At 63.8% G+C, this 15522-nt stretch carries 14 protein-coding genes and 1 pseudogene; 7 read left to right on the top strand and 8 right to left on the bottom strand.

Going from position 1 to position 15522, the window contains the following annotated elements; all coding sequences use genetic code 11:
• Positions 1-311 precede the first annotated feature (311 nt).
• From AC3D24_RS01085 to AC3D24_RS01105, 5 genes are all read left to right on the top strand, one after another.
• Positions 312-1001, top strand: coding sequence for a PQQ-binding-like beta-propeller repeat protein (locus AC3D24_RS01085; RefSeq protein ID WP_489027419.1), 690 nt, complete (start codon positions 312-314; stop codon positions 999-1001).
• 145 nt (positions 1002-1146) lie between these two features.
• Positions 1147-2025, top strand: coding sequence for a cytochrome ubiquinol oxidase subunit II family protein (locus AC3D24_RS01090; RefSeq protein ID WP_489027421.1), 879 nt, complete (start codon positions 1147-1149; stop codon positions 2023-2025).
• Positions 2022-4121, top strand: coding sequence for a cbb3-type cytochrome c oxidase subunit I (locus tag AC3D24_RS01095; protein ID WP_489027423.1), 2100 nt, complete (start codon positions 2022-2024; stop codon positions 4119-4121). Before AC3D24_RS01090 ends, AC3D24_RS01095 begins: the two co-directional genes overlap by 4 nt.
• Entirely contained in the window at positions 4118-4744 is a 627-nt protein-coding gene (locus AC3D24_RS01100; protein WP_489027425.1) for a cytochrome c oxidase subunit 3, read from the top strand. Before AC3D24_RS01095 ends, AC3D24_RS01100 begins: the two co-directional genes overlap by 4 nt.
• Positions 4741-5046, top strand: a complete 306-nt coding sequence (locus AC3D24_RS01105; RefSeq protein WP_489027427.1) for a cytochrome o ubiquinol oxidase subunit IV — start codon at positions 4741-4743, stop codon at positions 5044-5046. The genes AC3D24_RS01100 and AC3D24_RS01105 overlap by 4 nt, the downstream gene beginning before the upstream one ends.
• A 174-nt stretch (positions 5047-5220) precedes the next feature.
• Here AC3D24_RS01105 and AC3D24_RS01110 read toward each other — a convergent pair whose 3' ends face one another.
• The 8 genes and pseudogenes from AC3D24_RS01110 to AC3D24_RS01145 all read right to left on the bottom strand — a co-directional run bounded on the left by AC3D24_RS01110 (position 5221) and on the right by AC3D24_RS01145 (position 13486).
• Entirely contained in the window at positions 5221-5643 is a 423-nt protein-coding gene (locus tag AC3D24_RS01110) for a carotenoid oxygenase family protein (RefSeq protein ID WP_489033001.1), read from the bottom strand.
• Positions 5644-5820: 177 nt separating this feature from the next.
• Positions 5821-6105 carry a carotenoid oxygenase family protein gene (locus AC3D24_RS01115; RefSeq protein WP_489027429.1) on the bottom strand — a complete coding sequence of 95 codons (285 nt, stop codon included), beginning with the start codon at positions 6103-6105 and terminating at the stop codon, positions 5821-5823.
• A 164-nt stretch (positions 6106-6269) separates the two neighbouring features.
• On the bottom strand, positions 6270-6470 hold the full coding sequence (locus AC3D24_RS01120) for an antibiotic biosynthesis monooxygenase family protein (protein ID WP_489033003.1): 201 nt from the start codon (positions 6468-6470) through the stop codon (positions 6270-6272).
• A 74-nt stretch (positions 6471-6544) separates the two neighbouring features.
• Positions 6545-7993, bottom strand: a pseudogene (locus AC3D24_RS01125) (catalase); the annotation flags it as partial.
• 50 nt (positions 7994-8043) lie between these two features.
• Complete coding sequence (locus AC3D24_RS01130; protein ID WP_489027431.1) at positions 8044-8706, bottom strand: HD domain-containing protein; 663 nt, start codon at positions 8704-8706, stop codon at positions 8044-8046.
• 98 nt (positions 8707-8804) lie between these two features.
• Positions 8805-9632, bottom strand: a complete 828-nt coding sequence (locus tag AC3D24_RS01135) for an alpha/beta fold hydrolase (protein ID WP_489033005.1) — start codon at positions 9630-9632, stop codon at positions 8805-8807.
• A 361-nt stretch (positions 9633-9993) separates the two neighbouring features.
• Positions 9994-13041 carry a TonB-dependent receptor gene (locus AC3D24_RS01140; protein WP_489027432.1) on the bottom strand — a complete coding sequence of 1016 codons (3048 nt, stop codon included), beginning with the start codon at positions 13039-13041 and terminating at the stop codon, positions 9994-9996.
• A gap of 169 nt (positions 13042-13210) precedes the next feature.
• Positions 13211-13486: a hypothetical protein gene (locus tag AC3D24_RS01145; RefSeq protein ID WP_489027434.1), complete on the bottom strand. Its 276-nt coding sequence runs from the start codon at positions 13484-13486 to the stop codon at positions 13211-13213.
• A 266-nt stretch (positions 13487-13752) separates the two neighbouring features.
• On the opposite strand from AC3D24_RS01145, the gene AC3D24_RS01150 reads away from it, so the two are divergent.
• Positions 13753-14280 carry a sigma-70 family RNA polymerase sigma factor gene (locus tag AC3D24_RS01150; protein ID WP_489027436.1) on the top strand — a complete coding sequence of 176 codons (528 nt, stop codon included), beginning with the start codon at positions 13753-13755 and terminating at the stop codon, positions 14278-14280.
• Positions 14277-15350 (top strand): FecR family protein, encoded by a 1074-nt coding sequence (locus AC3D24_RS01155; RefSeq protein ID WP_489027437.1) that lies wholly within the window; start codon positions 14277-14279, stop codon positions 15348-15350. Before AC3D24_RS01150 ends, AC3D24_RS01155 begins: the two co-directional genes overlap by 4 nt.
• Positions 15351-15522: the final 172 nt, after the last annotated feature.

The following is a 15522-nucleotide window of genomic DNA, read 5'->3' on the forward strand; positions in this document are numbered from 1 at the left end:
TGGGCAAGCGGGTACGGCTAAAGGGTCAGTCCGAAGAGATAATCGTCGGCGAAGTCGACCTTGAAGGCCGCCCATAGCACGGGAGGATTGGACATCTGGTAGGTCTGCCACTCGGCGTATTTTGGCGGCTTACCGGACTTCGAAGGCTTGATGTTGTCTCGTCCTCAGCGCGGAAGACGGCGTCGTAGTAGTCAAGTACGCCGCCCCGGTCAGTGGAGTCGAAGCGGCGAACTCGCCCGGTGGCGATCTGGTCGTAGTAATTCGCCAAGATGGACGAGCGTCCGAATCTGGGAAGTAGGAAGAGCGCCTGAATGCCTGGATTTGGGTCCTCGCGATGTGCGGGGATCTACCAGCCGATCGGCCTTCCGGCCTTCGACGGCGTGACCGACTGGGGCGGGGCGGCGGTCGACCCGGTGCGCGGCATCATGACCGTCAACATGATGGAGATGCCGTTCAAGCTGTGGCTGATGCGCCGCGACGATCCGCGCGTCGGACCGCTGATGGCGCAGAGGCAGGGCGGCGAGAACGCGCGGCAGGCGCAGTTGCAGTCGCAGTACAACACGCCGTACGTCGCGGCCGTCCAGGCGTGGATCAGTATCTTCGGCGCGCCGTGCAATGCGCCGCCCTGGGGGCATCTGACCGCGGTCAACTTGAAGACGAAGAAGATTCTGTGGCGCGAGGTGCTCGGTACGGCGCGCGATACCGGCCTGTTCGGGTCGCATCTGGGCGTGCCGATCAAGACCGGCGTGCCGAACCTCGGTGGATCGATCGTCACCGCGGGAGGGCTCGCCTTTATCGCCGCGACCGCCGACCAGTATCTGCGCGCGTTCGACCTGAGGACCGGCAAGGTCGTTTGGAAGGCACGGCTTCCGGTCGGGGCGCAGGCCACGGCAATGACGTATCGGGGCGCGGACGGGTGGCAATATATTGTGATCACCCAGGGTGCGCTCGGAACGCGGTATGGCGACTACACGCTGGCCTATGCGTTGCCCCGTACGTGACAACGAAAGCGAGCAAGTCGCGTAGGTTTTCATGTAGCTAGAGGGGGCGACCCTCCACCGCTATTTCGGCGGAAGATGGTCGGCAAGTTAAGGACGTCGGTGCATCCGCCGCTAAGGATGGCGGGCGGTGCGAGAAGGGGGCCAGGTGTTCGTTCGATTGAAGTGGAGTCTATCGCGCCTCGCGCCGCTCTCGATCCTGATGGGTCTAGGGGGCTGCACAGCGCTGTCGCACGGGTTCTTCAACCCGCAGGGGCCGGTGGCAGGGCACGAGCGCGACCTGTTCGTCACCGTGTCGATCGTGCTGCTGTTCGTCGCGGGGCCGGTGCTGCTGCTGACGCCGCTGTTCGCGTGGCATTACCGGTTGTCCAACCGAAGCGATGCATACCGGCCGAAATGGAATTTCTCGTGGTGGGTAGAAGGGCTGATCTGGATTCCGCCTGCCGGAATCGTCATCGGGCTCGCCGTGCTGCTGTGGCATTGGACGCAGATCGACGATCCGTATCGGCGGTTGCCGGGCGCGGCGCCGGTCGAGGTGCAGGCGATCGCGCTCGATTGGAAATGGGTGTTCGTCTATCCCGACCTCGGCGTCGCGTCGGTCGATCGGCTCACCATTCCCGCCGGGCGCCCGGTGCATATCAAGCTGACCAGCGGCACGGTGATGCAGTCGATGCTGATCCCGCAACTCGCCGGGCAGATCTATGCGATGGGCGGCATGACGACCGAGCTGAATATCCAGGCGCACCGGCCGGGACGGTTCCGCGGCGAGAACACGCAGTATAACGGCGCCGGCTTCCAGCAGCAGAAGTTCGACGTCGTTGCGGTGTCGCCGGCCGACTATGATCTCTGGGCGGCTGCTGCACGTCGCGGTAGTCGCACGCTCGATGCGCAGACGTGGCGGCGGCTGTCCGCGCGGTCGATCATCACGCACCCCGTCGAGTTCGCGCATGTAACGCCACACCTTTTCGAGCACGTCGTCGCCGCGACTGGCGGCATGACCCATTCTTCTCCGAAGGCCGTTCGATGACCGTTTCCGTTCCCCTCTGGCCAGCGGTGCTCGGCCGGTTCGGCTGGCAGGACCTGCCGTTCGTTCGCGCTTGGGAGAATCCGACGATCAGCGAGATCATCGGTGCGTTCGCAGGCGCGCTGGTGGTGGTCGGCGCGGTCGTCGTCGCGGCGCTGCTGACGCGCCATGGCAAGTGGCGGTATCTGTGGACCGAGTGGCTCACCAGCCTCGACCACAAGAAGATCGGCATCATGTATATCGTCGTCGCGTTCGTGATGCTGTCGCGCGCGCTGGTCGAGGCGGTGCTGATGCGGATGCAGCAGGCGGTGGCGATCGAGAACCCCGGCTTCCTGTCGCCCGATCATTTCGGCCAGCTATTCTCGACGCATGGCTCGATCATGATCTTCTTCATGGCGATGCCGTTCCTGACGGGGATGATCAACTATGTCCTGCCGCTCCAGATCGGCGCGCGCGACATGGCGTTTCCCTGGGCCAATTCGATCGCGCTGTGGCTGACGATCGGCGCCGCGGGGTTGATGATGGCGAGCCTCGTCGTCGGCGAATTCTCGACCGGCGGATGGAGCGGCTACCCGCCCTATACCGAGCGCGCGTTCAGCCCCGGCGTGGGTGTCGACTACTGGATCTGGGCGGTGACGTTGGGGTCGATCGGCTCGACGATGGCGGGAATCAACATCGCCTGCACCGTCTACAAGCTGCGCGCGCCGGGGATGCGGTTCATGCGGATGCAGATGTTCGCGTGGACCAGCCTGTGCACGTCGATCCTGATGATCTTCGCAATGCCGCCGCTGACCGTCGCCACGCTGCTGCTCGCGCTCGACCGCTATCTGGGGTTCCATTTCTTCACCAACGACCTCGGCGGCAACATGATGAACTATGCCAACATGTTCTGGCTGTTCGGTCATCCCGAGGTCTACATCCTGATCCTGCCCGCGTTCGGGGTGTATTCGGAGGTCGTGTCGACCTTCTCGACCAAGGATTTGTACGGCTACACCTCGCTGGTGATCGCGACGATGACGATCGCGGTGCTGAGCTTCACCGTGTGGGTCCATCATTTCTTCACGATGGGGCAGTCGGCCAACGTCAACGCGGCGTTCGGGATCGCGACGATGACGATCGGCGTGCCGACGGGCGTGAAGATCTACGACTGGATCTGGACGATGTTTCGCGGCGAAGTGCGCTTCACCGTGCCGATGCTCTACGCGCTCGCGTTCATGATGACATTCGTGCTGGGCGGCTTCACCGGCATCATCCTGGCGATGCCGCCGCTCGACTATCTCGTCCACAACACGCTGTTCCTGGTCGCGCATTTCCACAACATGCTGATCCCGGGGCTGCTGTACGGGATGCTGGCGGGCTATCATTACTGGTTTCCCAAGGCGTTCGGGTTCCGCCTCGACGAGCGCTGGGGACGGATCGCGTTCACCTGCTGGGTGGTCGGCTTCTACCTCGCCTTCTTCCCGCTGTACGTGCTCGGCGCGAGCGGGATGGCGCGGCGGACGCAGGCGATCTTCGAGCCCTCGTTCCGCCCGTGGCTCTACGTCGCCTGCGTCGGCGCGTTCGTCCTGCTGGCGGCATTGACGTCGCTTGGCATCCAGTTGTGGGTGAGCATCCGCGACCGTGCGAAGACACGCGTGGAAGCGGGCGACCCGTGGGATGGCCGCGGGCTCGAATGGTCGGTCAGCGCACCGCCGCCCGAATATAACTTCGCGGTGCTGCCGCTGATCGACGGACGCAACCCGTTCTACGACCACAAGCATGACGAGGGCCAGCCCGATCCCTACGCCTCACCGTCGTCTTACGAGGACATTGTCGTCCCGAAGGGCAGCGCGACCAGCGTCGTAATCGGGCTCGCCGCCGCGGTCGCCGCGTTCGGGCTGATCTGGGAGATTTGGGGGCTGACGATCGTCGCGCTGCAGGTGATCGTCGCAGCGGTCGTGCTGCGCAGCTTCGGTCGCGACCAGCATCGCACGATCCCGGCTGCGGAGGTCGCGCGCGAGCATGAGGCCTGGCTCACGCGCGTCCAGGCGACGCCCGCGATTCCGCGCCAACTGGAGATTGCCGCGGTCAATCGTGGCCTTGCGGAGATCGTGGCGTGAGCGAACCCGAACTGGCGCATGCCGGCCTCAACCTCGGCGACACCGGCGCGCTGACGCAGGACCAGGCGGAGAACGCGATCTTCGGCTTCTGGATATTCCTGATGAGCGACGCGGTGATCTTCGCGCTGCTGTTCGCGACCTACGGCACGATGATCGCGAGCACCGTCGGCGGCCCGACCCCCGCCTCCGAGTTCAAGCTCCTGCCCGCGTTCGTCGAGACGCTGCTGTTGCTGACGAGCAGCGCGACGTTCGGCCGCGCGACGATCGCGATGAAGTACGACGAACCGCGCCGCGTGTTGTTCGGGTGGCTCGGCGCGACGCTGGGCCTCGGCCTCGTCTTCCTCGCGCTCGAGGCCAACGACTTCGCGACGATGTTCGCGCACGGCGCCTATCCGATGCGCAGCGGCTTCCTGTCGTCGTTCTTCGCGCTGGTCGGGCTGCACGGGCTCCACGTCGCGGTCGCGTGCTTCTGGCTGGTCGTGATGGTCGCCCAGGTCTGCGCCTATGGCCTTGATGCCCGCGTCAGGATCAACCTGTTGTGGCTGGGGCTGTTCTGGCACCTGCTCGACATCGTCTGGATCGCGATCTTCTCGGTCGTCTATCTGCAAGGGAACATCGGATGAGCGACCGGACCCGCGAACTCAGAACCTATGCGATCGGCTACGGCCTGTCGCTCGCGCTGACGGCGGCGGCCTTCGCGATGGTCCGCTGGCCGTCGTTCGGCGCTCGTGCGATCTTCGGCGGCGTGTTGGCGCTAGGCCTCGTGCAGATGGCGGTGCAGTTCCGCTGTTTCCTCCACATCAGTCTGAAGCGGTCATCGCGGCACGACCTACAACTGATCCTCTTCTCTACGCTGATCATCGCGCTGATGGTGTCGGGAACGTTGGTGATCCTGTTCAACCTGCGTGGGCGGATGATGGGGTGAAGGGGCCCCGAAGCCTAATCATTGCTATCTCCGTGGGGGCGAGTGAGGCTGAACCAATACGAGACTCGAACATGAACGAATGGCCGAATTGGGAAGCTTGTAGCGCCAATTAGAGGCCCGATTATGGGTCGAGTGTCAGGGCTGGAAGAATGCGGGGCTGTTGCGGGAATCAAGTTACTTCGGCCACGCACCATGGATGCCGGGTGGCACGCGATGCGGGATGCGGACGGACGCCACGGGCGGTGCCTCAAAGTTCCGGGCATCCAGCATCTCTAGCACGGTGGTGTGCCCCCCGGCGTCGATCACGAGCCCAATGAGCCAGCCATCATCCTCGCCAGCGTCCGGCGAGCGCGGCACGAACACGAACTCGCGCGCGATGCGTCCCGGTCCGAATTCGTGCAGCCGTCGCGTGCCATCTCCCAAATCGGGCTTGATGAGCAGCGCCTCGCCAACCAGCGTTTCCGTCATCTGTTCGGGCAGGCCGAGCGCATAGATATGGCGGTAGGGGCAGCTGGTGCGACGCTCGTCTATCGTCGGCAGTTCCTGCGGCGAGAGGTCGATCGCGCGCTGGTCCACCGATCTGGTGAAAGGGTCGATCGTCCATCACTCGAGGCCGCGCGGCTGCTCGTCCGGTGCCAGGTTGTCGCCGGCGAACATGCGGTCGTACGCGACCACGTCGAGCGCCACGCTCCCGTCGCTGCGTCTCCAAATAATGGTCGAAGCGGACCGGCGTGCTGCCGGCCTCGACCAGCGCCAAGCCACTGCCGGCATGGTTCAGCACGCTAGTGTTGAAGGTATCGAAGAGGTGCCGTGGCCCTGGAGCCGCCGGCACGTGCCTAGCTGCCGCGGCATCGGTCGAGCGGACCAGCGATTCCGATACCACCGGGCTCGCCCGTCCTGGAGGCGGATCCCGTGCAGCATCCCGTCGCCGGTGAAGAAGTGGTTGGAGCGCGGGTCGGCGTCGGCGGGGTTCGGTCCGATGCGAACGTAGCGGCCGTCCAGCTCGGGCGGGATGATACCCTCGACGGCGAGGTCGGTGAGGGTCAACTCCTCAGTCATCGGCTCGTGGATGCCGGTGGGCAGCGGATGCGGCGCATCGCGGGGCGGCAGGCGGCGCTTGTTGAACGCGGCGATGCCGGTGACGATCGGCGAGGCGATTGCGCCGCCGACGTTGTCGATCGCCTGCTCGACGCGGCTGGCGAATGTCGGACGCCGACTGAGCGTCACGAAGGCGTGACGGTCTGGATGACGTCGAAGCCTTCGAAGCGGGGCGGCGCCAGGTACAACGGCTTGTGGTCGCCCGCGCTGCGATGGGCCACACGAAACGCCTCGGACCGGGTCCAATTCTCGAAGTCCCCGCGCGACCGCCACACAGTATGCGACGAATAAAGGACGTGATCGTCGGCCGCGGGCCCGCGCAGCATGCGGAACTCGACGAACCCCGGGACGCCAATTCGGTCTCCGCAGTGGAAAGTGTGGCCGCCTTGGCAAGACGATCGAGCGCGGTGCGGACGCCGGCGCCGTAGGCGGGGTCCGCACGGGTGCAGTTGGCGATATGGCGTTCCTGTACGGGGATGGTCGCGCCGCCGACTGCGCGTGCGGTGTTGGCGAACAACGCTGCACGCTGGCCGGCGTCCATCATCCTGAACAGGTTGCCGGGTTGCTCGTAATGATCGTCGTCGAGCCGGTGATCCCAGTGCGCCGCGGCGCCGTGTATCTCGACCGGTGGCTCGGCGAGTTCGGGCTGGTCGCGCCATTCGCCGCGACTGTTGGGGTAATAGCTGGTCGTGCCGCCAAGATTGCCGTCGGTCCGCATCTGGCCGTCACGATGATAACTGTGGAACGGGCACTGCGGCGCGTTGACGGGGATATGGCTGAAATTGACGCCGAGCCGGTAGCGTTGCGCATCGGCATAGGCGAACAGTCGCGCCTGGAGCATCTTGTCGGGCGAATAGCCGATGCCGGGGACGATGTTGGCAGGCGAGAACGCCGATTGCTCGGTATCTGCGAAGAAGTTCTCCGGGTTGGCGTTCAGCTCCATCACGCCGACCTCGATCAGCGGGAATTCAGCGTGCGGCCAGACCTTGGTGAGGTCGAACGGATTGAACCGGTGTTCGCTGGCTTCGGCGCCGGTCATGACTTGGATGTACAGCGTCCAGCGGGGAAAGAGGCCGCCCTCGATACTGTCGTACAGATCGCGCGTGTGCGTTTCGCGGTCGCCGCCGATGAGCGCGCCCGCCTCGGCATCGGTCAGGTTTTCGATGCCCTGTTGCGTCTTGAACGTGAACTTGACGAATGTGCGGCGATTGTCGATGTCGATGAAGCTGTAGGTGTGGCTGCCGAAGCCGTGCATGTGGCGGAAGCTGCGCGGGATACCGCGTTCGCTCATGACGATCGTGACCTGATGCAGCGCCTCCGGCATCAGCGTCCAGAAATCCCAGTTGCTGTCGGCATCACGCAGACCGGTCCGCGGATCGCGTTTGATCGCGTGGTTGAGGTCGGGAAAGCGCAGCGGATCGCGCAGGAAGAACACCGGCGTGTTGTTGCCGACGAGATCCCAATTGCCGTCCTCGGTATAGAATTTGAGTGCGAACCCGCGGATGTCGCGCTCGGCATCGGCTGCGCCGCGTTCGCCGGCAACCGTTGAGAAGCGCGCGAACATCGGCGTGCGCTTGCCGATTTCAGAAAAGACCTTGGCTCGGGTGTAGCGGGTAATGTCGTGCGTCACCGTAAAATGCCCGTGTGCGCCGGCACCCTTGGCATGCATGCGGCGCTCTGGGATCACTTCGCGGTGAAAATGAGCGAGCTTTTCGAGCAGCCAGACGTCCTGCAACAATGCCGGGCCGCGCGGCCCCGCCGTCTGGATGTTCATGTTGTCGATCACCGGCGCGCCAGTGGCGTGGGTCAGCGGAGAGCCGGTATCATCGGAAGATCCCGATCGTGTCATCGCTTGTCATCCTGAAAAACGGAAAGCCGGTTCTGGTCATGCAAAAACGGTTATTCGGGGAATGGTCCGGTCGCGATGATGTCGACCCACGATGGTGCCTTGTACCCCTCGACGAAGCGTTCGCCGTAATCGCGGATGAACGTGTCGTAAGTGGTCTCGGGCTGAGTTTCCGCCAGATGCAGAGCGCAGGCGGCAAACTCGCGCTTGAAGTTCAGCCTTGGAACGACGGCAATCACCGCCTCAATTTCCGCCGCGTCGAGCCTGGCGTAATCGGGCGTCCCGAAATCGACGCCGATGCCGCGTGAGGCGAGGGCGACTTCGGTTTCCTTGAACAGGCTGATCGAGTGTGTGACGTGCAACGCGATCGCGTCCCAGACGAGCTGCGCGCGCCGATCTGCGAAGCCGAGATCGCAGACGAAGGCCTTCGCGACCATGGCGCCATTGACCTCGAAACGGTGCGGCCCCGTACCGTGCGGGGTCATCCCCATGTCGTGCAACAAGGTGGCAACGGCAACGACTTCGGCATCGAAGACATCGCCTCGGCGCGCTCCGACCTTTGCAGCGAAGATCCATGATCGTGTGACGTGATTGAATATGCTGTCGGGCATCCGTTCGCGCGCGAAATCGAAAGCGCGCGTAATGACCGGCGAGTCGGGCAACTCGCTGAATATGTTGCGAAGTTCCGCGTAGCCGAGTGAGTTAGCTTCGGACATGATTGGTCTCCTGCGTCCGCTCGCACGACGCACTGGAAAAAGTCGGGATATGGTAGGGTGGCGGCGGACGAGAGACTTGGTCTCGCCCGCCAGCTCGGTCAGCTCTTGATGAACGCCAGGATGTCGGCGTTGATCACATCGGCGTGCGTGGTCGCCATGCCGTGTGGGAAGCCTGGATACGTTTTCAGCGTTCCGTTCACGAGCAGCTTGACCGCGCGCCGTGCCGTCCCTGCGATCGGTGCGACCTGATCGTCCTCACCGTGCATGCACAACACAGGCTGGGTGATGGACTTCAGATCGGCGGTGAAATCGGTGTCCGAAAACGCCGCGATGCAGTCATACTGCCCCTTGATGTCGCCGGTCATCGCCTGACGGAACCAGTTGGCGATCACGGCTTGCGACACCGTCGCACCTGGCCGGTTGAACCCGTAAAATGGCCCCGTTGGGAAATCGAGGTAGAAACCCGCGCGGTTACCGGCGACCGCGGCCTTGATACCGGCGATCACTTCGGGCGGCACGCCGTCGGGGTTGGTCGGAGTCTGCTTGAGAATGGGCGGAATGGCGCCGATCAGCACGGCCTTTGCCACACGCCCGCCGCTGCCGTATTTTGCGACGTAGCGCACCACTTCACCGCCACCGGTCGAATGACCGATATGGATGGCGTTGCGCAGGCCGAGGTGGGCGGTGACGGCTGCAACATCAGCCGCATATGTGTCCATGTCGTTACCATGCGCGCTCGGGCTGGACCGGCCGTGGCCGCGGCGATCGTGCGCGACGACGCGAAATCCCTGGTCGGCAAAGAACATCATCTGGGTATCCCAGTCGTCGCCGCTGAGCGGCCAACCGTGGTGGAAAACGATCGGCTGACCGGTGCCCCATTCCTTGTAGAAGATCTGCGTGCCGTCTTTGACTGTGATCGTGCTCATGGTCTTGTCTCCGTGAGGTGAAGCGGGGTTGCGAAGCGCGGCCGATGCCGCGGGCTGGGCGAAGGCAATGCCGCCAATCACGGCCGCGCCGACCAACATGTCACGACGCGTGGCGGCCAAGGAGGTGGCAGGCGCTCGATTCGGGAATTCCCCCTCAGGCACAGTCGCGGTCATCGGTTTTCCTTTGAGCGGTGGCGATCCTGTCCGCGGGATGCGGACCAGGTGGGTACGCCCCGCCGGGGGCTGGGCGGCGAGGCGGAGAGCGTCAGTCGCCCTCGCTGAACACAACGCAGCTGCAGCAAATACCCTCACCGGAAATCGTCGATCTGTTTGGAGCGGACCAGCGCGTGCCGCGTATCGGTCAGTAATGCCCGATGATCGACAGTTCGAACCTACGCAGCCGAGGGTCGCCATAAAGACTGTAATGAGTGCTGGCTGCGTTCACGATGATCGGCGGTGAATGACCGAGCAGATTCTGGACGCCAAAACGAATCTCCAACTCATCAAGGCCGCCAACGCCGCGAGGCAGGCCAATACGGCGTGCGGCATAAGCGTCGAAATACACTTGCGCGGGGATACGCGAACTGCCCTGCTGCACGGCGGATTGGGCCATGTTCGCGGCGTCGTCGGTGCTGTTCGCGGTGCGGTAGCCGTGATAATAAGTCGCGTTTAGACCGAGATCATTCGGGCCTCGTTGCCAGTCGATTCCGCCATTCGCCCGCCAGGTGAGCGGCCCATCGGCATAGCCAGCCGAATTGACAACTGCGCTTTCCGGATCATTGCGCCGAGTAAGGCGCGGTTGCCAGTTTCCCGCAGCACGAAAGCGAAAGTCGCCGAGGGTTTCCGTGAGAATGCGATAGTCGAGCTGGAGGTCGACCGCATCGATTTGCGTTCGTCCTATATTGAAGCTCGACGTGTCGATCGTCGTGACCACCCCGCCGGTATAGCCTTTCGCCCGATCCGCGTCGGTTAAGGCCGCGCGGATTACCCGGCCCTGTAGTTCGCTCTCCCGCTCCAGAAAATAGCCCGGATCGATACTGTGGAAGGTGACGATTTCGTCCCGCTTGTTGATACGCGTATAATCGACCGACAGCCGCAACCCCTGGAACACGGCCGGGGTCAGCACCATTCCGACCGAAAGACTTTGCGCCCGCTCAGGGCGCAAATGTGCCGATCCCCCGACGAGCACGCTGTACGCCGCTTCGCTGCCTATTGTGGTTCCGCCACGCTTTGGATCGATCGGACTATAGAAGTCGCCGGCCGAGACCGGGGAAAGGTTGGACACGGCCGATTGCGCCAGTAGCGATGCATTGGATGTAAACGAGTCGGTATAATATCCGATCTGGCTTGCCAATGGCGGGAGGAAGCCGAGAGCGGTGCTTGCCCGGAGCATGACGCCACCAACCGGGGAAACCCGTAGTCCGGCGGTATAGGTCATGGCATCGGCCCGTTCGCGCTGCGTCGGCTCACCGGCAGCATAGAGGCTTTCGGGGATGGTCGACCGGGTGGCGTCGTATCGCACCGCCAATTGGAGCTCGAGGCCGCGCAGCCCCGCCGCCCCGTGCACGCGATCGACTAACGGCGCGCGCAGTTCGGCATAAACCGATCTTGCGCCGACGTCGAACGCACCGCGCTGAACGGGAGCTTCTCCTGAGACCAAGACCGATGCGGCGGGATAATGTTCGCGACGGTCTTCCGCGAGCATCGAAAGCGACAGCGCCCCGCCGCCGAGCTGCCCAACCGGCCCGGCGAGGTGGAGCGTGAGATCGCCGAGATTGGTTTGCCGAAGAGTTTGTGTCGAGTAATTTTTGGCAAAGGGAAGCAGCGACGCCAAGAATGCCTCCTGCCCGGCGAGCGGTGTCGCGTTCGCAGCAAAAGAGGCGGTGTTGTCGAGGTCCACTCCGAAGCTCGAGGTCTTTATCGTTGTCCGAGCCAGGCTATAGTCGACGTTGGCCTTCCAGGCGTGCGGCAGGGTCAGAATGAGACCGGTCGTCAGGCGAACGGTGCGATTGCGGTAGTGGTCGGTGGTGCCGAAGGCGGGGGTTGGCATAGACACGACGATCGGTTGCTGGAACGGATTGGCGGGCGCGTCGGCATCGAGCCAGAAAGTCATTTCTCCGCCGCTGCGGAATGTTGCTTGCCCCGCATTTTCGAGCAGCAGCAGATCGCCATAGGTCTCAAGCGCATCACCGAAGCTGTGGCGGAGATTGACGAGGAGCGAGGCGAGGCGCGGGCGGGTCAGCAGGCTACGCGCGGCTCCGCTGGCATCGGGCGAAAGTGAAAGATCGGTAAGGCCAGCATTGCTGCGGTACAGCGCGCCGCCATCGGCCGCCACTCCGCCATAGGACGCGGGCACGCTGGTCGTGGAGGCGCCAAGGCTGGCCCCGCCATAGGCCGTGTCGAACCGAAGCGTTTCACCCGTGCCGCTGGCGATATTGACCGACGCACTCAGTGGCGGATGGCGCGCGAATACCGTTGCATCGTGCTGCAACAACAGGGCGCGCGCGTTCACCGCGAAATTGCGATCGCCGGTGCGCAGATCTGCACCCCAGGTTCGGCTCGCGGCTATCATGAGTTGCGTACTTCCGTCTTCGGAGGAAACGCCTATGCGCGCGTCCAGCCGCTTGGTTTCGGCATCGCCACGGTCGCTCAGCCCGTAGCTTAAGCCCAGATCTGCACCATGATAGTTGCGCTTCAACACCACGTTGACCACACCGGCGGTTGCACCAGGGCCATAGATCCCGCCGGCAGTCGAATTCAGCACCTCGATCCGCTCGATCGCGCTCAGCGGGATGCCGTTCAAGTCCGCCTGGTACATGGTGAGATCGATCGCCGCACCGGACGGCAGGCGCTTGCCATCCACCAGCACCAGCGTCTGTCCCGAACCGAGCCCACGTAGATTTACCTCGGATGCGTTGCTGCCGAGCGCCATCTGTTTCGCCGAGCCGACCTGCGCGTTGCTTATAACTCGGTTGCGCAGGAAATCGTCGATGTCCGATGACTGCGACTGCGCGACATCCTGACCGGTCCAGACCTTGTAGGGCTGGATGTCGTCCTCGCCACGCCTGATATCGCTGTTCTGAGTCTTCCGGCCGGTGACAAGAATGTCGGGCATCGCCGGCGTATCACTCTCGGTGGGCGCGCGGGCGAGAGTACCTATGACATAAAGACCATCGGCGGACCGCCGCCAGGTTAGCCCCGAGCCGACAAGCAGTGCCGTCAGTGCCTCAGCTAGACTGTACCGGCCATGAATCTTCGGCGCTGCGAGCGTGCGTGCGGTCGCCGTGGCGAGAACCAGTTCGACCCCGCCCTTGGCCGCGACGTCGAGTAAGGCGGTCGCAAGTGTCTGGCTACGCGCGGTAATGCGTATCTCCCGTTCGCGCTGTGCGGCAACCGTCGTAGCGGGCACGATGATCGCGAGGCTTGATCCCATTAGGGCCGCCCACAGGTCTCTGGCTCCCATGCTGATTCAGGTTAACATTTCGCGCTGAAAGAGGCGCATTAAATCGCGATCGCCGCCGTTCCCGTTAAGTGGGGGCACCCGGCAAATGCTGGATCGATCCCCTGCCGTGGGCAATTTATACCGGGAGCATTCGTTCGGCGACCGTATCCTGTAGCAGGGGGCGTCCCGCGGACGGGCCGGCGATCAATCGGAATGATCGCTCGCACCAGTCTGGCACGAAGCTCGAGGCCGGGAGAAGCGCGATCAGGAGGATCTGTTCCCCTATTTGGGCGGGCAGCATTTGCACCACGACCTCCAGCACGACGGCACGGGCCTTGACCGAAAGCGCGCGAACGCGCGTTGCGCGTGCCACGAGGGGCGGCGACGAACAGGGATCGAAGTCGATGGCCATGGCTGCAAACCTTTCGGACGGCGCGCGACGGCGGCCTTGTGGAGCAGCACGCACGAATCGATGGAATCCTCATGGTCGGGTCCGCAATATTTCGAAACGTGCGGTCTTGGCTTGGACCATGTAGGCTTTTCGCTGCTAACGATGTGAGGACTTTCCGGCGGGCTGCGTTGTACTTTGGGAACGCTCCTCCAGCTCGTTCAACGCCTTTCACTTCGGCGCCCGAACAAGGAATGAAACCCGGCATGACTTGGGTTAGCGATACTGCCGTGAGCGAGGGGGATGCGGTCGCTGCGCGGAATGATGCGTTCACGCTGCAGGCCGCGGCGATGCGTAGCCCGTTGCTGGCCTACTTCCGACGGCGCGTGCGCGAAGCGAGCGATGTCGAGGATCTCGTACAGGAGGTGTTTCTGCGGCTGACCGTGCGCGGTACGCCGGACCATCTCGACGGTGCCAGCGGCTATATCTTTCAGACCGCTGCCAGCGTGCTGGCCGATCGGCACCGCCGGCGCACCGTGCGGCACGCAGACGATCACGTCATGCTCGACCCCGAAACCCACGGCGAAACCGATTTCGATCCCCACCGGATAACGGCAGGTCGGCAAGCGCTATGCGCGGCCGCGGCGGCCTTGCTAACCATGCCTGAAAGGACCCGGACGATCTTTCTGCTCAAGCGCCTCGAAGGGCTTCGCCATCAGGTAATCGCCACCCAGCTGGGCATCTCCGTCAGTGCGGTCGAGAAGCATGTCGTACGCGCCATGGAGCATCTCATGGCCCATGCAGGAGACGATCGATGAACGATGCCCCTCCGTCGCTCGACGCATGGCGCGCTCTGACACCCGTCGAAGCCGCAGCGCGCTGGATTGCGCAGGAAGACCGGGACGAAGTGCTGTTCGCCGCGTGGCTCGCCGAAACCGAGGATAATAAGGCAGCTTGGCACAAGGCCCAATCGGTCTGGGGCGTTTTCGACAATGCGGAAGACGACGCGATGATCGCAGCGATGGGTCGTGCCGCGCGCTCGGCCGCGCCTGAGACGCTTTCCGAGCCTTTGCCCCAGCCTGCCAATGATCGGCTATGGCCTAAACTGCTCGCAACCGCAGCCGCGGTATTGGTGGTGACCACATCGGTCGGGCTCGGTCTGCAAGGCCATTGGTACAGCGGCGACCGTTCGACGGTAATAGCCCCGGCTGAGGGCGGCCAGTCGCTCACACGGTTTGGCGCGCCGGACTACGTGACGGTCAAGGGGCAGATGTCGAGCATCTCGTTGCCCGATGGTACGCGCGTCACGCTTGCGCCCGAGAGCGCGCTGGATCTCGCCTATGCCGACGGCGAACGTCGCCTGCGGCTCTTGAGCGGGCGCGGCTATTTCGACGTCGTGCATGATGCCGCCCAACCGTTCACGGTGGAAGCTGCCGGCAGGGTAGTCACCGCACTCGGGACGCACTTCGATGTTCAAATGAAGCCCGACGGCATGCGCGTCGTGCTGGCGCAGGGTAGCGTGGCGATCACGGCCGCGCGGGGCGGCTCGGTGAAACAGCCTATGGTGCAGTTGCGCCCCGGTCAGGCCTTTGTCGCTTCCGGCGCAAAGCCGGGAACGGTGAGAACGACCGATCTTGATCATGATCTCGCCTGGCGCGAGGGATTCGCGGTGTTCGACAACCGCCCTTTGGCGGAGGTGATCAAGACCCTCAACCGGTCGACCCGCGCACAGATCTTCATCCGTGACCCAAAGGTCGCCGCGATGCGTGTGACGGGCCAGTTTCGGACGGGCGACATATCGCGGTTCGGCCGCGCGCTCGGGTTCGTACTGCCCGTCAGCATTCTGGCCCGCGGCCCCGATCGCTATGAGATTGTCCACCGGCGCTGACTCGGGCTGCCACCACCTGCGTATCGGGTTCGGCATGCTGGAGCCGCACGGCTCCGATGGTTGATAGCTAGGACGGTCCGACATAAAGACCGGCGAGAGGATGTCCGGCAAGGGAACCGGCTAGGGGATGTTCGGAAGCGTACGCTACCCGGCGTGTTAGAAACCGCGGTCG

Source organism: Sphingomonas sp. SL1004 (genome assembly GCF_057815015.1).